Origin of the sequence: Micromonospora sp. HUAS YX12 (assembly GCF_040215685.1) — a bacterium.
Lineage (GTDB): Bacteria > Actinomycetota > Actinomycetes > Mycobacteriales > Micromonosporaceae > Micromonospora > Micromonospora tulbaghiae.
Genome location: NZ_CP157974.1, coordinates 220,353 through 236,630 on the forward strand (window position 1 = coordinate 220,353; position 16,278 = coordinate 236,630).

The 16,278-nt window shown below is 73.3% G+C and carries 14 protein-coding genes; 6 read left to right on the top strand and 8 right to left on the bottom strand.

Annotated features, from left to right (window positions below; genetic code table 11):
• Positions 1-17 precede the first annotated feature (17 nt).
• The 4 genes from ABIH81_RS01070 to ftsY all read right to left on the bottom strand — a co-directional run bounded on the left by ABIH81_RS01070 (position 18) and on the right by ftsY (position 3,967).
• Positions 18-356, bottom strand: a complete 339-nt coding sequence (locus ABIH81_RS01070) for a P-II family nitrogen regulator (protein WP_174537509.1) — start codon at positions 354-356, stop codon at positions 18-20.
• Positions 357-381: 25 nt separating this feature from the next.
• The gene (locus ABIH81_RS01075) at positions 382-1,677 is read right to left on the bottom strand and encodes an ammonium transporter (RefSeq protein ID WP_349881268.1); all 1,296 of its coding nucleotides are present in this window, start codon (positions 1,675-1,677) and stop codon (positions 382-384) included.
• 227 nt (positions 1,678-1,904) lie between these two features.
• The gene (locus ABIH81_RS01080) at positions 1,905-2,768 is read right to left on the bottom strand and encodes an aminoglycoside phosphotransferase family protein (protein ID WP_349878573.1); all 864 of its coding nucleotides are present in this window, start codon (positions 2,766-2,768) and stop codon (positions 1,905-1,907) included.
• A gap of 8 nt (positions 2,769-2,776) precedes the next feature.
• The gene (gene ftsY, locus ABIH81_RS01085; protein ID WP_349878575.1) at positions 2,777-3,967 is read right to left on the bottom strand and encodes a signal recognition particle-docking protein FtsY; all 1,191 of its coding nucleotides are present in this window, start codon (positions 3,965-3,967) and stop codon (positions 2,777-2,779) included.
• A gap of 146 nt (positions 3,968-4,113) precedes the next feature.
• Here ftsY and ABIH81_RS01090 point away from each other — a divergent pair, with 146 nt between their 5' ends.
• The 3 genes from ABIH81_RS01090 (at position 4,114) to ABIH81_RS01100 (ending at position 6,861) form a co-directional block, all read left to right on the top strand.
• Entirely contained in the window at positions 4,114-5,826 is a 1,713-nt protein-coding gene (locus ABIH81_RS01090; protein WP_349878577.1) for an alkaline phosphatase D family protein, read from the top strand.
• Positions 5,827-5,839: 13 nt separating this feature from the next.
• The gene (locus ABIH81_RS01095; protein WP_120571185.1) at positions 5,840-6,265 is read left to right on the top strand and encodes a MarR family transcriptional regulator; all 426 of its coding nucleotides are present in this window, start codon (positions 5,840-5,842) and stop codon (positions 6,263-6,265) included.
• 68 nt (positions 6,266-6,333) lie between these two features.
• Positions 6,334-6,861 (top strand): DinB family protein, encoded by a 528-nt coding sequence (locus ABIH81_RS01100; protein WP_349878579.1) that lies wholly within the window; start codon positions 6,334-6,336, stop codon positions 6,859-6,861.
• Here the strand turns inward: ABIH81_RS01100 and ABIH81_RS01105 are convergent.
• Positions 6,848-7,837 carry a helix-turn-helix domain-containing protein gene (locus ABIH81_RS01105; protein WP_349878581.1) on the bottom strand — a complete coding sequence of 330 codons (990 nt, stop codon included), beginning with the start codon at positions 7,835-7,837 and terminating at the stop codon, positions 6,848-6,850. The two genes, ABIH81_RS01100 and ABIH81_RS01105, sit on opposite strands and share 14 nt — an antisense overlap.
• A gap of 77 nt (positions 7,838-7,914) precedes the next feature.
• On the opposite strand from ABIH81_RS01105, the gene ABIH81_RS01110 reads away from it, so the two are divergent.
• Entirely contained in the window at positions 7,915-8,850 is a 936-nt protein-coding gene (locus tag ABIH81_RS01110; protein ID WP_349878583.1) for a superoxide dismutase, read from the top strand.
• Between the two features lie 37 nt (positions 8,851-8,887).
• Here ABIH81_RS01110 and ABIH81_RS01115 read toward each other — a convergent pair whose 3' ends face one another.
• The 3 genes from ABIH81_RS01115 to ABIH81_RS01125 form a co-directional block, all read right to left on the bottom strand.
• Positions 8,888-9,508 carry an HAD-IA family hydrolase gene (locus tag ABIH81_RS01115; protein ID WP_349878585.1) on the bottom strand — a complete coding sequence of 207 codons (621 nt, stop codon included), beginning with the start codon at positions 9,506-9,508 and terminating at the stop codon, positions 8,888-8,890.
• Positions 9,505-13,104 (bottom strand): chromosome segregation protein SMC, encoded by a 3,600-nt coding sequence (gene smc, locus ABIH81_RS01120; protein WP_349878587.1) that lies wholly within the window; start codon positions 13,102-13,104, stop codon positions 9,505-9,507. Before smc ends, ABIH81_RS01115 begins: the two co-directional genes overlap by 4 nt.
• A gap of 315 nt (positions 13,105-13,419) precedes the next feature.
• Positions 13,420-13,614, bottom strand: coding sequence for a hypothetical protein (locus ABIH81_RS01125; RefSeq protein WP_013284566.1), 195 nt, complete (start codon positions 13,612-13,614; stop codon positions 13,420-13,422).
• Positions 13,615-13,987: 373 nt separating this feature from the next.
• On the opposite strand from ABIH81_RS01125, the gene ABIH81_RS01130 reads away from it, so the two are divergent.
• Positions 13,988-15,100 carry a CAP domain-containing protein gene (locus tag ABIH81_RS01130; protein ID WP_349878589.1) on the top strand — a complete coding sequence of 371 codons (1,113 nt, stop codon included), beginning with the start codon at positions 13,988-13,990 and terminating at the stop codon, positions 15,098-15,100.
• A gap of 77 nt (positions 15,101-15,177) precedes the next feature.
• A complete protein-coding gene (locus ABIH81_RS01135) occupies positions 15,178-16,047 on the top strand; it encodes an endo alpha-1,4 polygalactosaminidase (RefSeq protein ID WP_349878591.1) in 870 nt (289 codons plus the stop codon).
• The last annotated feature ends 231 nt before the right edge of the window (positions 16,048-16,278 follow it).

A 16,278-nucleotide genomic window follows, 5' to 3' on the forward strand; every position in this document is an offset into this window, starting at 1 on the left:
GTCGGCGGATCCGGCGATCAGAGGGCGTCGAGCCCGCGCTCGCCGGTACGCACCCGGACGACCTCCTCGACGCCGGTCACCCAGACCTTGCCGTCGCCGATCTTGCCGGTCCGGGCGGCGCCGACGATCGCGTCCACGATCTTGTCGACGTCGATCTCGTCGGTGAGCACCTCGACCCGGATCTTGGGCAGGAACTCGACCGTGTACTCGGCACCCCGGTAGACCTCGGTGTGCCCCTTCTGCCGGCCGTAGCCCTGGACCTCGCTGACGGTCAGCCCGGCCACGCCGAGCGCGTGCAGGGCCTCCTTCACCGCGTCCAGCTGGTACGGCTTGATGACCGCGGTCACCAGCTTCATGTCCAACCCCTCCATCCCAGGAACGTTAACCGGCGACCTTCTCGCTGACCGGCGCGGACTCGTCGGTCTCGACGGCGGGCTCCGCGGCCGGCTTGCCGGCGCCGATCCCGGCCATCGCGAACGCGCCACCGCTGCTGCCCGTGGTGGGCGACAGGTCGTAGCCGCTCTCCGCGTGCTCGGCGATGTCGATGCCGTCGACCTCGGCCTCGGCGGAGACCCGGAAACCGATCGTCTTGTCGATCACGAAGCCCAGGGCGAAGGCGACCACGAACGAGTAGACGCTCACGATCAGCGCGCTGATCGCCTGCTTGCCGAGCAGCGTGGCGTCGCCGCCGACGAACAGGCCGTCGGTCTCCACCAGCGAGCTGACCGAGGCGGTGCCGAACAGGCCGATCCAGAGGCAGCCGATCCAGCCGCCGACGAAGTGCACGCCCACCACGTCGAGCGAGTCGTCGTAGCCGAGCCGGTACTTCAGGCCGACCGCGAGGGCGCAGACCGCACCGGCCACCACGCCCAGCAGCACCGCTGCGGCCGGGGTGACGAACGCACAGGCCGGGGTGATCGCGACCAGACCGGCGATGGCGCCGGAGGAGGCGCCGACCAGGGTCGGCTTGCCGTCGCGCAGCCACTCCACCACGATCCAGCCGAGCAGCGCGGCGGCGGTGGCGACCTGGGTGTTGATGAACGCCAGCGCGGTGACCCCGTCGGCGGTCAGCTCGGAGCCGGCGTTGAAGCCGAACCAGCCGAACCACAGCAGCGCGGCGCCGAGGGCGACCATCGGGACGTTGTGCGGCTTCATGCTCTCGCGTGGCCAGCCGACCCGCTTGCCGAGCACCAGCACCAGCGCGAGCGCCGCGGCACCGGCGTTGATGTGCACTGCGGTTCCACCGGCGAAGTCCAGCGCGCCGATGTCGCCGCCGATCAGCCCGCCGCCCCAGACCATGTGGGCGACCGGGAAGTAGACCAGGGTGGCCCAGCCGAACGCGAACAGCAGCCAGCCGGCGAACTTCACCCGGTCGGACAGCGCGCCGCTGATCAGCGCCACGGTGATGATCGCGAACATCATCTGGAAGGCGATGAAGACGTAGATCGGGATGCCCGTCTCGCCCCACAGGTCGTTCTCGCCGACGAAGGTCTTGGTGCCCAGGTACTGGCCCAGGTCACCCCAGAACCTGCCGCCCTCGCCGAAGGCGACGGTGAAGCCGTAGAAAAGCCACAGGATGCTGACGAGCCCGATGGACGAGAAGCTCATCATCATCATGTTCAGAACGCCCTTGGACCGGTTCAGGCCGCCGTAGAACAGCGCGAGACCGGGGGTCATGAGCAGCACGAGGGCAGTCGAGACAAGCAACCAGGCAGTGTTCCCGGTGTCGATCTCCACGCTGCCTCCTCTCGGTGTCGTATTCCTCCCTCCGGCTGAAGACCTGGCAGCATCGCCCGTCAGCCGGTTGCGCGGAAGCTTTGTCGCCGGCTGTTTCCTTCAGCGACACCGCGCGATTTCCGACGCGTGACGGGTTGTTTCCGGCGTGTGAAGAACGCCGATCTTGGTCAGCGCAGCGCGTACTCCAGCTGGTGCCGCTCGTAGTCGAGCAGCCGCAGGTCGCGCATCGGGCGACGCAGGTGGCCCTTGTGGACGATCCGGACGAACGCCGGCTCACCGGCCGCGGCCATCCGCCGGATGCCCTCGACGTGGTCGACGATGCGCTTGCGGATGGTGCGGATGAGCCGGTGCCGGTCGCGCGGGATCAGCCCGTACGCGTCGGCGAACAGCCGCAGCCGGCGCGGCCGGTCGGGGTGCTTCCAGCCGAGCGTCATCGAGTCGCGGTCGGAGAAGATCGGCACCCAGGTCCAGGCCGCGTACGCCACGTCGTAGATGCGGGCGCCGGGCGAGGCGAGGTCGAAGTCGATCAGCCCGAGCGTGCCGTCCGGCCGCCAGATCACGTTGTGCGGCGCGGCGTCGTGGTGGCAGATGACCTCGGTGTCCGGCGGGGGCGGCCCGAACGAGCGCCAGACCGCGCCGGGCGGCGGGGTGAAGCCGTACTGCGCGTCGTGGAACATGCGCAGCATGGTGGCCACCGTCACCAGGGCCTCGTCGGTGACCCAGTGCGGCGCCAGCGGGTACTCCCCGCACTCCCCCTCCAGGTACGACAGGACCTCCCGGTTGCGCTCGTCCATGCCGAGCGCCCGGGGCGCGCCGGTGAACCCGACGTACTCCAGGTGGCGCAGCAGCGCGTGCACGGAGGGCGTCCACGGGCCGGCGTTGCGCCGGACCGTGTCTCCCACACGGACCACGGTGCTCACGTTCCCGCCGTGCAGCGGGATCTCCTGCGAAGTCACGTACGGTCTCCCGAGGCGTGGCGACGGGTGGCTGGGGTCGCGCCACCCCGCGTAGGCGCGATCGTCAGTCGTCACGGGAGAGGCTACGCGTCCCGGGCGGGCGGCTCGGTGCCGAGCAACGCGTCGACGAACTGTGCCGGGTCGAACGGGGCCAGGTCGTCCTTGCCCTCGCCGAGGCCGACGAGCTTGACCGGGATGCCGAGCTTGCGCTGCACGGCGATCACGATGCCGCCCTTGGCCGTCCCGTCGAGCTTGGTCAGCACCACGCCCGTGACGTTCACCGCCTCGGTGAAGACCCGCGCCTGCTCCAGCCCGTTCTGGCCGGTGGTGGCGTCGAGGATCAGCAGTGTCTCGTCGATCGGGCCGTGCTTCTCCACCACCCGCTTGACCTTGCCCAGCTCGTCCATCAGGCCGACCTTGTTCTGCAGCCGGCCGGCGGTGTCGATGAGCACGGTGTCCACGCCGGTGTCGATGCCGCGCTTGACCGCGTCGAACGCGACGCTCGCCGGGTCGGCGGCCTCGGGCCCGCGGACCGTCTCCGCGCCCACCCGGCCGCCCCAGGTCTCCAGCTGGTCGGCGGCGGCGGCCCGGAACGTGTCGGCCGCGCCGAGCAGCACGCTGCGGCCGTCCGCGACCAGCACCCGGGCGATCTTGCCGCAGGTGGTGGTCTTGCCTGCGCCGTTGACGCCGACCACGAGCACCACCGCCGGGACGCCGTCCTTCGGCGCGGTGCGCAGCGAGCGGTCCAGGCCCGGGTCGAGCGCGTTGACCAGCTCGGCGGCGAGCAGCGTCCGCAGCTCGTCCCCGGTACGGGTGCCGAGCACCCGGGTCCGCTCGCGCAGCCGGTCGACGATCTCCCGGGTGGCGTCGATGCCGACGTCGGCGGTGATCAGGCTGTCCTCGATCTCCTCCCAGGTGTCCTCGTCCAGCCGGTCGCGGCTGAGCAGGCCGAGCAGGCTCTTGCCGAAGACGTTCTGCGAGCGGGACAGCCGCGAGCGCAGCCGGACCAGCCGGCCGGCGGTGGGCTCCGGCACCTCGACCTGCGGCGCCTCGACCGGAGGGGCCGGCGGCGCCTCGACCACCACGCCGGTGGTGAGTTCCGCCTCCGGGGCCTCGACCGGCGGGCCGGCCAGGTCCTCCTCCGTCCGGGTGTCGACCTCCGTGCGCGGCAGCGGCGGCTGCGGGCGCCGGCGCAGCCGGGGCACCACGAGGCTCAGGCCGCCGATGATCAGCACGCCGAGCAGGGCGAGAGCGACGAGGAGGTATTCCGTCATGCCCGAAATCCTGTCAGATGCCGGCGACGGCGTCCCACTCACCGCCTCGGCACGCGAACAACCTGCGGGTACGCTCGCACCGGAAGGCGTACCGCAACCGCCGGCCGGGTAGGGAACAGCCGAAACGATCTTGTCGGAGGTGTGTGGTGCCCGGTTCCCGCCTGCTCATCGGCCCGCTGCTGCGCCGGGTCGTCGACACGCGGGCGACCGTCTGGGTGGAGGCCAGCGCGCCCGCGGTGGTCACCGTCCGCACGGCCGACGGCGCCACCGGCAGCGCACCCACCTTCTCCGCGTACGACCACCACTACGCGATCGTCGTGGTGACCGGGCTCACCCCGGACAGCGCCACGACGTACGAGGTGCTGATCGACGACGAGGTGGCGTGGCCGCTGCCCGACTCGTCGTTCCCGCCCAGCGTGATCCGGACCCGCGCGCTCGACGACGCCGACCAGCCGGTGCGGCTGGTGTTCGGCTCCTGCCGGGAGACCACCCAGCACTCCACCGCGCGCAAGCTGCCGCCGGACGCGCTGGACGCGTACGCCCGCCGGGTGATGGCCGCGCCCGGCGAGGCCGTGCTGCCCGACCTGCTGGTGCTGCTCGGCGACCAGGTGTACGCGGACGAGACCTCCCCCACCGTGCGGCGGCTGCTCAAGCGGCGCCGGCGGCGGCCGAAGGACGCCCCGGCGACACAGGTGGTCAGCTTCGACGAGTACACCAAGCTCTACCTGGAGTCGTGGCGCGACCCGGAGATCCGCTGGCTGTTCTCCACCGTGCCGAGCGTGATGATCTTCGACGACCACGAGGTGATCGACGACTGGAACACATCGCAGTCGTGGCGCGCGGACATGCGCGAGCAGCCGTGGTGGGCCGAGCGGATCCGCAGCGGCCTCGCCTCCTACTGGGTCTACCAGCACCTGGGCAACCTGAGCCCGGACGAGATCGCCGCCGACCCGGTGTACGCGAAGGTGATCGCCGCCGAGGACGCCACGAGCGTGCTGCACGAGTTCGGCGAGCGGGTCGACAAGGAGGCCGACCTGGCACACGACACCGAGCGCTGGCGGGCCGTGCAGTACCAGTGGAGCTACGCACTCGACCTGGGCCGCACCCGCCTGGTCATGCTGGACAACCGGTCCAGCCGGGTGCTCCAGCCGGGCAACCGGGCGATGCTGCCGCCGGGCGAGTGGTCGTGGTTCCTCGACCAGGCGCACGGCACCTACGACCATCTGGTGGTGGGCAGCTCGCTGCCGTGGCTGCTGCCGCCGGGTATCCACCACGTCGAGGCGTGGAACGAGCGCCTGGCCGACTCGGGCCGCCCCTGGGTGGCCCGGCTCTCCGAGCAGATCCGCCGGGCGCTGGACCTGGAGCACTGGGGGGCGTTCCGGCGCTCGTTCGAGGCGCTGGGCGAGCTGTTCGCGCGGCTGGGCAGCGGCACCGCGCCGCGCACCGGGGCGCGGGTGGGCGCCGGGCCGGCGTACGCGCGACCGGCGTCGATCAGCGTGCTCTCCGGTGACGTGCACCACTCGTACGTGGCCCGGGCCCGGTTCGCCGACCGCAACGTCCGTACGCCCGTGCACCAGCTCACCTGTTCGCCGATCCACAACCAGGTGCCGGCCGCCATGCGCCCGCTGATGACGCTGGGCTGGAATCCCGGCCCGGCCGGGGCGACCCGGGCGCTGGCGCGCTCGGCCGGGGTACGCCGCCCGCCGGTGCGGTGGCGGAAGCTGGCCGGGCCGTATTTCGGCAACGCGGTGGCCACGCTCACTCACCAGGGCCGCGGGGCCGCCGTGGTGATCGAGGGGACGACCAGCGAGGGCGAGCTGCGACCGGTGGCGCGACAGCAACTCAGCGACGACGACTGAGTACCCTCTGAGCGTGGACGAGACGCTGCGCGCCGTGGAGCACGAGTTGACCGCGTTGCTGCGCCGCGGCCGGGCGCTGTCCTGGGAGATCGCCCGCGAGGTCCACCCGAACCTGGAGCCCAACGCGTACGGCCTGCTGCTCTGGCTGCGCCGCTCCGGCTCGATCCGGCTCACCGACCTGGCCGCGAAGCTGGGCATCGGCAAGGGCACGCTCAGCCGCCAGATCGGCGGGCTGGAGGCGCTGGGCCTGGTCCGCCGCGACCCGGACCCGACGGACCGGCGGGCGGCCCAGCTCAGCCTCACCGAGGAGGGCACCCGGCGGTTCGACGCGGCCCGCGCGGCCCGGCTCGGACAGATAAGGCGCTCACTCGAAAGCTGGCCACAGGAGGACGTGGCGGACCTCGCCCGGCTGATGCACCGCTTCAACGAGTCGTTCTGAGCCCGTAAGGAAGGGCCCCTTGTTAACGCCTCGCGAGGTGAAGGGGCCCCCGCTTAACATCTGCGCCCATGACCTGGACCGTGCCCGAGATCGACCGCCGCCACGAGCCCTTCGTCGCCGACGAGCGCACCATGCTCGAAGGCTGGCTGAACCACCACCGCGACACCCTCGTGCACAAGTGCGCCGGGCTGACCGCCGAGCAGTTGCGTACCCGCAGCGTCGAACCCTCAGGGCTGACCCTGCTCGGCCTCGTCCGGCACATGGCCGACGTGGAGCGCTGGTGGTTCCGCCACAACGCCGCCGCCCTGGAGCTGCCCGACCTCTTCGACTACAGCGCTGATCCGGACGCGGACCACAACGACATCGCCGACGCCGACCCCGCCGAGGCGTTCGCCACGCTGCGCGCGGAGATCGAGGCGGGCCGGGAGGCGGTGGTGGACCTGCCGCTGGAGCACACCTTCGTCCACCGCCGGGGCGACACCCTCAACGAGATCAGCCTGCGCTGGGTGTACGTCCACATGATCGAGGAGTACGCCCGGCACAACGGCCACGCCGACCTGATCCGGGAACGCATCGACGGCGTCACCGGGTCCTGACCCCGGCCGGAGCACCTGCCCGCAGCACCTGCTCGCCCAGCGGGGTGAGGCAGTGCCGCACCGCCGCGCCGTCCCGCCGCGTGGTGATCAGCCCGGCGGCCCGCAGGGTCGCCGCGTGCTCGCTGGCGGTGGCCGGGGAGACACCGACCCGGCGGGCCAACTGGGAGGTGCCGGGAGCGTCGGCGGTCGCCGCCAGCACCGCCGCCCGGGTCCGCCCGAGCAGGTCGGCCAGTGGCGCCCGGGCCCCCAGCTCACGCCGCCCCGGCCGGATCGGGTAGACCAGCACCAACGGGCCGCCCGGGTCCGCCAGCAGGTAGGGCTGCGGGGCCAGGTAGCAGGGCAGCAGCGTCAGTCCTCGCCCGCCTGCGGCCACCTCGAAGTCGTCGGCGACCGCGCACCGGTAGGACACCGCATAGTGCTCCCCCGTCTCGGCCCAGGCCAGGTACGGGCTGAGCTCGCGCAACACCCGGTCCAGGCCGCCGGCCGCCAGCGTGTGGCCGCGGACCGCCCGGTCGGCCCGTACCGCGCCCTCGATCTCCGGCCAGTAGGGCGCCAGCGCCACGCCGTGGAAGGCGAGCATCGCGGCCCGCAGCCGGGCCCGGGCGGCGGTCTCCCCGGCAGCCAGCGGCGCCACCCGGGCGGGCAGCGCGCCGGACGCCACCAGCGGGCCCAGCTCGGCGACGAGCACCTCGTCCGGGGTGCCGGCGACCCGGTCCAGCAGGGCGTCGAGTCCGCCGTCGAACACCGGCGGGGTCACCAGGTCCGGCACCAGATGAGGCGTCCGGCACAGGTCCAGGTAGGGACGCATCTCGGGGCGCAACGCGGCCCGGGTCCGGGACCGCCACCCGGCGAGGTGCTCCGGCACATCGGCCAGGACCAGCCGCTGGGCGGCCATCGCCAGCTCGACCAGCACTGCCGGATCAGACCGCAGGACGGTGCGGCTCAGGTCGGCGGCGTTGAGCCGCAGGATGGTCACCGGCGCACGGTAGCCATCATTCGGCCCGTATCGAAAGGGGCTTCCGGGACCGTCGGCGCCGCCGGACGCTGCGTGGCGTGAAGAAACCCCTCGCGGCGGCCGCCGCGGTCCTGACGGCGGTGACCGTCGGCGTACCTCGGCCCGCCCTCACCAGCGTCCGTCCCGACACCTACGTCGTCTCCCGCGCGCCGGGCGTGCTGCCCGAAGGGCTCGCGGTCACTACGAGCGGCACGATGTACGTCACCAGTTCGGCCACCGGCGCGGTCTACCGGGGCGACACCCGCCGGGCCGGGCTGCACCAGTTCCTCGCCCCCGGCACCGACGGCCGGACCAGCGCCGCCGGGGTCCGGGTGGACCGCCGGGGCCGCCTCCTCGTCGCGGGCTGGACCACCGGCACGCTCTTCGTGTACGCGCCGGACGGCACCCTGCTGGCCCGTCGCGCCGCCGGAACGGGCGCGGCCCTCAACGACCTGGCGGTCACCGGCGACGCCGTCTACGTCACGGACTCCGCCACCGGCACCGTGTGGCGGGCCGGGCTCACCGGCGGGCGCGTCGGCGCCCTGGTGCCCTGGGTGGGCCCGGACGACTTCCCGGCCGTGCCGGTCTTCCTCAACGGCATCGTGGTCGACCCGTCGGGCCGCGTCGCCCTCGTCGCGGAGCAGGGCGGCGAGCGCCTGTTCCGGGTCGACCTGGCCGGCCGGTCCGTGACCGAGGTCGAGGTGAGCGGCGGTCGGATGGGCGCGGACGGCCTGCTGCTGGAGGGGAACCGGCTCTACGGGGTGGTGAACGAACCGGACGGTGCCGGCGGCACCCGCTTCCTGGTGAACCTGGCCCGGCTCGACGACGGACTGCGCATCGCCCGGGTGGTCGACCGGTCCCGCCCGGTCGGCACGGAGCGGTCGCCGACCTCGGTGGCGCGCGACGCCGGCCGGCTGCTCTGGGTGGACAGCCAACTCTTCGCGACCACGCCCGCCCCGCCGTTCACGGTCACCGAGGTGCCGGGCCTGCGGTGAGCCGCGCACGAGCCGGGCGGGACACGGCCCGTCCGGCTCAGCACGCCAGCGCCGCCCGCAGGTAGCGCAGGTCGGCCGGTCCGCTCCAGCGGTGCGCGGACAGGCCCGCCACCCGGGCGCCGGCCACCGCGCGGTCCTCGTCGTCGACGAACAGCACCCGCCCCGGCGGCGTCTCCAGCGCCTCGCAGGCGGCCTGGAAGTACTCCTTCGCCGGCTTGTGCACCCCGATGACCGAGGAGTTGACGATCACGTCCAGCTCCTCGGTCAGGCCCAGCGCGGCCAGGTCGGCGTCGAGCAGGTCGGTGGCGTTGGTGCCCAGACCCACCCGTACGCCGGCGGCCCGCACCTCACGGACGAACGCCAGCACGTCCGGGTCGACCTCGCCGCGGTAGCTCTGCCACTGCTCCACGGCCGCCCGGGCCCGCTCCGGGTCGCCGATCGTCGGGGTCAGCGCGTCGGCCACGCTCGCCATCCACTTGGCGTGGCTGACCTGGCCGGTGAGCACCGGCTGGAGCAGCCCCCAGGACATCGCGATCTCACCGAGGACGCCCTCGGGCAGCCCGTACTCCCGCTCGACACCGGCGGCCACCGCCGGATCCCAGCGGCGCAGCACGCCGTCGAAGTCCACCAGGAGCGCCGTGGCGCGTTCCCGACTCACTCGTCTGTCACCTGTTCCTCGTCGTCGGCCCGGTTGAGCCGCTGGCTGATCACCTGGGTCACACCGGCGCGCATGGTCACCCCGTAGAGCGCGTCGGCGATCTCCATGGTCCGCTTCTGGTGCGTGATCACGATGAGCTGGCTCTTCTCCCGCAACTGCGCCAGCAGCGTGATCAGGCGGCCGAGGTTCACGTCGTCGAGCGCCGCCTCCACCTCGTCCATGATGTAGAACGGGCTGGGCCGGGCGCGGAAGATCGCCACGAGCATCGCCACCGCGGTCAGCGACCGCTCCCCGCCGGAGAGCAGCGAGAGCCGCTTGATCTTCTTACCCGGCGGGCGGGCCTCGACCTCGACACCGGTGGTGAGCAGGTCCTCCGGGTCGGTGAGCACCAGCCGGCCCTCGCCGCCGGGGAACAGCACCGTGAAGACCTGCTCGAACTCCCGGGCGGTGTCCTCGAACGCGCTGGCGAAGACCTCCAGGATCCGGTCGTCCACGTCCTTGACCACTGTGAGCAGGTCGCGCCGGGTGGCCTTGAGGTCCTCCAGCTGCTCGGAGAGGAACTTGAAACGCTCCTCCAGCGCCGCGAACTCCTCCAGCGCGAGCGGGTTCACCTTGCCCAGCAGGGCTAGTTCCCGCTCCGCCTTGGCCGCCCGCTTCTCCTGCACCGGCCGCTCGTAGCGGACCGGCTCCGGCACCGGCCGGCCGTCCTTCTCGGCGAGTGCCACGTCCGCGTCGGTGGGCGGGACCAGCCGGTCCGGGCCGTACTCGGCGACGAGCGTGGCCACGTCCAGCCCGAAGTCCTCGGCGGCCTTGGCCTCCAGCTGCTCGATACGCATCCGCTGCTCGGCGCGGGCCACCTCGTCGCGGTGCACCTGGCTGGTGAGCCGTTCCAGCTCGGCGGCGAGGCGCTTGGCCGCGCCGCGTACCTCGGACAGCTCGGCCTCGCGGGCGGCGCGCTCGCGGGCGACGGCGTCGCGGTGCTCCTCGGCCCGGGCGATGGAGACGGTGAGCCGGGTGAGCGCCTCGCGGGCGCCGCCGACCACGGCGCGGGCGATCTGGGCGCCGCGCGTGCGGGCCGCGCGCCGGGCCGCGGCGCGCTCCCGCGCCGCGCGTTCGGCGGTGGCCTGCCGGGCCAGCGAGTCGGCCCGGCCGGCGATCGAGGCCACCCGCTCCTCGGCGGTACGCACCGCGAGCCGGACCTCCATCTCGTTCTGCCGTGCCTGCGGCACCATGGCGGCGAGCTGGTCCCGCTCCTCGGTGGACGGCTCGGCGTCGATCGGGGTGGCCTCGGCCAGCCGTAGCCGCTCCTCCAGTTCGGCGAGCGCCGCGAGATCCCGCTCCCGGGCCGCCTCGGCGCGGGCCCGGGACTCACCGAGCCGGTCGGTCTCCGCCTTCGCCGAGCGGGCGGCGGCGCCCAGTTCGGCGAGGCGGCGCGCGGCGGCATTGCGGTGGCTCTCCGCCTCCCGCTTGGCGGCGGCGGCGTGCTGCACCGCCTCCTTGGCGGTGGCCACCTCGGCGCGCGCCTCGGCCAGCTGTTCGCGCAGCTCGGCGGCGGTGCGTTCGGCGGTGGCCCGGTTGGCCCGCGCCTCCTCGACGGCGGCCTGCACCTCGATGAAGCTCGGCGCCTTGGCCGATCCGCCCGCCGCCGCGTACGCACCGACCACGTCGCCGTCAGGGGTGACCGCGCGTAGCTCCGGGTTCGCGGCGACGAGCGCGGACGCGGCGGCCAGGTCGTCGACGAGCGCCACGTCGCGCAGCGCCCGGTGCACGGCCGGGCGGATCGCGGGCGAGCACTCCACCAGGTCGGGGGCCCAGCGGGCGCCCTCGGGCAGCTTCGGGCGCAGCGCGTCGGCGGAGCCGTCCATGCCCGGCCCGGCGGGGCTGCCCACGAGCAGCCCGGCCCGGCCGGCATCGGAGATCTTCAGCAGCCGCATCGCCTCGACCGCTTCGTCCACGCCGCTGACCGCCACCGCGTCGGCCAGGCCGCCCAGCGCGGCGGCGAGCGCCGCCTCGTCACCGGGGGCGACGGTGAGCAGTCCGGCGAGGCTGCCGAGCAGCCCCGGCACCTGGTCGGCGCGGGCGAGCAGCTCACCGGCGCCGTCCTTGCGGCGCAGGCCCATGGCGAGCGCCTCCTCGCGGGCCTTCCAGGTGGCGGCGTCCTTCTCGGCGGCGCGCTCACCGTCGGCCAGGCTGCGCACCGCCGCCTGGGCCCGCTCGTGGACGGCCACCGCCTCGTCGTGCCGCGCGTCCAGGTCGGCGTTGTCCCGGTCCGCCTCGGTCGACTGTTCGGCGACCGCGTCCAGGTCGGCCTGCGCCTTCTCGGCGCGGCCCATCGCGTCGGTGTGCGCGGCGGCGAGCCGTTCGATCTCCTCGCCGGCGCTCGTGGTCCGCGCCCGGGCGGAGTTGACCTGGCCGGTCAGGCGGGCCAGCCCCTCCCGCCGGTCGGCGATCGCCTTGGCGGCGGCGACCAGTTCCCGCTCGGCGGCGGCGAGCTGCCGTTCCAGCTCCTGGCGGTGCTCGACCGCCTCGGCCAGCCGGATCTGGTCCTCGGTGAGCGCGGCGCGCAGCTCCTCCTCCTGCTCGCGAACGCGTCGCGACTCCGCCTCCAGCTGCTCCGGGTCGCGGCCGGGGCGCTCGTCGTCGCCGGCGGCGCTGAGGTGACGCAGCCGCTCCCGGGCCAGTTGCTCGATCGAGCGGAACCGCTCCTGGAGCGCGGAGAGGCGGTACCAGGTGTCCTGCGCCGCGGCGAGCAGCGGGGCGTCCTCGGCCAGCGCCGCCTCCAGCTCGCCGAGGCGGCCCTGCACCTCGCCGTGCTCGGCCTCGATCAGCTCGCGCCGCTCGCGCAGCGCGGTCTCGTCGGCGATCTCCTTGTCGAGCGTGGTCCGCAGCGTGTGCAGGTCGTCGGCGAGCAGCCGGAGCCGGGCGTCGCGCAGGTTGGCCTGGATCCCGGCGGCGCGGCGGGCCACCTCGGCCTGCCGGCCCAGCGGCTTGAGCTGGCGGCGCAGCTCCGCGGTGAGGTCGGTCAGGCGGTTGAGGTTGGTCTGCATCGCGTCGAGCTTCCGCAGCGCCTTCTCCTTGCGCTTGCGGTGCTTGAGGACGCCCGCCGCCTCCTCGATGAACGCCCGCCGGTCCTCCGGCTTGGCGTGCAGCATGCCGTCGAGCCGGCCCTGCCCGACGATGATGTGCATCTCGCGGCCGATGCCCGAGTCGGACAGCAGCTCCTGGATGTCGAGCAGACGGCAGGAGTCGCCGTTGATCTCGTACTCGCTCTCGCCCGAGCGGAACATCCGGCGGGTGATGGAGACCTCGGTGTACTCGATCGGCAGCGCGCCGTCGGTGTTGTCGATGGTGAGGGTGACCTCGGCCCGGCCCAGCGGCGCCCGTCCGGCGGTGCCGGCGAAGATGACGTCCTCCATCTTGCCGCCGCGCAGCGCCTTGGCGCCCTGCTCGCCGAGCACCCAGGCGATGGCGTCGACGACGTTGGACTTGCCGGAGCCGTTCGGGCCCACCACGCAGGTGATCCCGGGCTCCAGCTTCAACGTCGTGGCGGAGGCGAAGGATTTGAAGCCCTTCACCGTCAGGCTCTTGAGATGCACCTTCTCGATCCTCGTCCGGTGGCCGCCGTACCGTCGCCGGCTGCGCGGACCTGGTGAACCCGCAGACTAACCCGGGACCGGGGCACCGCCGCCACGCGACCCACCCGCCGGCCCGGCTGTCCGCTCTCCGCCCGGTGGTCGCGGGCGGAACGGAAACGCATGATCACAATTACCGGGCGCAATTCCGGGCGGCTCCGCAAGATCGAGAATTGCGGCGGCGGCGGAGAAATGGGGTACGCACATGGCTGCGCGCCGGCACTTGAGTGTCGGCGCGCTTTTCGGTGTGGTGCGATTCAGTTTTCCGGCAACTGGAGATCAGGTCAGCGCGGGCTCGGCCAGACGGAGGAGGTCATCGGCCTCCGCCGCTGCCGCCGCAAGCCGATCGTTGTCGGCGCGCAGACGCGTGATCTCGAACTCCAGTGCCTGAACCCTGGCACGCAGTCGGGTGACCTCGTCGAGCAGACGCCGGTCGGGCGCTGCACTTACGTGGCCGTAGAGGGCCTTCGCCATGCTGACTCCTTGATGTGCGCTGCCGGAAAGGCCGGCCAACGCGCGCCCATGATGTTCGCGGCTGCCATTCCCACTGCATCGGGGCATGGCTGGGCGCGACTGGCGACACCTACATATTGAGCCGAAACCCCCTCCTTCGTCAAGTTGACCAAGGCCGTAGATCATCTCCACGTCGGCCGGTCCACTCGCCGGGGGGGCTGCCACAAGGCGCGGACACGCTCTGTCCGGACGCCTTTACTGTACGCCGGAAATGTGTGAACGACTCATCCTTGCCGCCGGCTTCGCCTTAACTCTTTCTTAGCCACGTTGCCGCAGCTCGGAGCGCGCCCGTAGCGTCACCCGGGCCCGCAACCGACCCGTGGAGGGGACAGGCGTGTACCGCTGGAACGACCCGATCGAACCGGAGGGCGCCGGCCGGCGTCCCGAGCCGCCGACCGACGAGGGTCCGGCGTGGCTCAGCGACCGACCCGAGCCGCGGTCGTCGTACCTGTTCGGGGACGGAGCGCAGCAGCCGCCCGCCGGCTCCTACCCGCCGCCCCGGGACCGGTGGAACGGCGAGGAGCAGCCGACCGCCGCGTGGCACGGCCAGGAGCCCGCGTGGCAGGACCACGAGCAGCCCGCGGCGTGGCAGGACCACGAGCAGCCCGCGGCGTGGCAGGGCCAGGAGCAGCCCGCCGCGACCTGGCAGCCGGCGACCGGCAGCCCGGCCGACGACCGGCGGCGCCCGAAGCGGCGCCTGTCCCGGCCGCTCGTGATCGGCGGGGCCGCCGCCGCGGCGACGCTCGTGGTGAGCCTCGGCGTGGGTGCCGTCCTGCTGCCCGGCGACGACCAGGGCACGAAGCGCACGTCCGCCGACGCGCCGGTGGCCGCCGCGCCGCAGGCACCCGAGGGGTCGGAGGAGGCGCCCGCCGACGCGCTCGCCCCCGAGTCGGCGAGCCCGTCGGCCGTACCGACCACCGCCGCGCCGAGCCCGACGAAGAAGGCCACCCCGAAGCCGAGCCGCAGCACCGCGCCGTCGCGGCAGCAGGAGCGCAGCAGCGCACCGAGCGGCGGGACGTCGAGCGGCGGCTCCACGAGCACCAAGGCCACCGCCACGACCGGGCTCAGCGCCGAACTCCAGAAGGTCGTCACGATCGTCAACCAGGAGCGGGCGAAGGCCGGCTGCAAGGCGCTCACCGTCAACGCCAAGCTGAACCTGGCCGCCCAGCGGCACAGCCAGGACCAGGCCGACCACCAGAAGATGGACCACACGGGCAGCGACGGCAGCCAGCCCTGGGACCGGGTCAAGGCCGCCGGCTACAGCTACCGCATGGTGGGCGAGAACGTGGCCTGGAACTACCAGACCCCGGCGGCGGTCATGGAGGGCTGGATGAACTCCGAAGGCCACCGGAAGAACATCCTCAACTGCTCGTACACCCAGATCGGGGTGGGTGTGGCGCGCAGCAACGGGCCGTACTGGACGCAGGTCTTCGCCACCCCGAGCTGAGCGCGCGTCGTGACCGGCCCGGCGCTCGTTGAGCGGTCGGGGGCGGCGTCGGGCCGCCCGCGTCCGGGGAGCTGTCGATGCGGATCCGGCCGGTGTGGGCCGTGCCGCGCTCCCGGCCGGCCCACGTCCGCCGACGTGGCCCGCGCCGGGGCGTGGCGCTCGCGCTGACCGCGCTGCTGCTCGCCCCGGTGCCGGCCTGCCGCCGGCCGATCACGCCGCCGGGCGCGCCCACTCCCTGGCCGGCCGCGCAGGCCGGAAGCTGGCGGTGGCAGTGGCAGCTCACCACCCCGGTGGACACCACCGTCGACGCCGACGTCTTCCTCCTCGACCCGGTGGCGACCACCTCGGCCGAGACCGCCGCGCTGCGCGAGCAGGACCGCCGGCTGATCTGCCACGTCCGGGTCGGCACGTACGCCGCGGACGACCCGGACGCCACCCGCTTCCCCGCCGCCGTACGCGGCACGGCGGTGCCGGCGCGTCCGGGAAGCCGCTTCCTGGACGTGCGGAACTGGGACGCGCTCGCGCCGGTGCTGGCCGACCGGTTCCGGCTGTGCCGGGGCAAGGGCTTCGGCGCGGTGGCGTTCGCCGACGCGGACGGCTACCGGCACCGCTCCGGCTACCCGCTGGACTTCGACGACCAGTTGCTGTTCAACCGCCGGCTGGCCGGGCTGGCCCGCAAGCTGGACCTCTCCCCCGGCCTGGTCGACGACGTGGCGCAGGTGGCCGCGCTGGCCCCCGACTTCGACTTCGCGGTCAACCAGGAGTGCGTACGCCGCCGCGAGTGCGCGAAGCTGCTGCCCTTCGTCGACGCCGGCAAGCCGGTCTTCCACGTCGAGTACACCGGCGAGCCGGCGGACTTCTGCGTCACCTCGGTCGGCTACGGCTTCGCCTCGATCCGCAAGGACCGCGAGCTGGACGCCTGGCGGGAGCCGTGCGCCCTGCCGTGACACCCCGCCGCCCCGCCCGCCGGGAGCGGGGCGCCGATGACGATCATCCCGTACGAAAGCTGCCAACACTCTCCGTGACCATCAGCGGCGAATAGACGCACGGAAGGCGGTATACCTGAGAGTCATAACTATGACTCTCAGGTATACCGCGCGAACACGAATGCCTTCTCAGCGGCCGGCACGAGCCGGAGCTGATGTCAAGCTGTCCGGCACCACCGGTTGGGCGCCGGG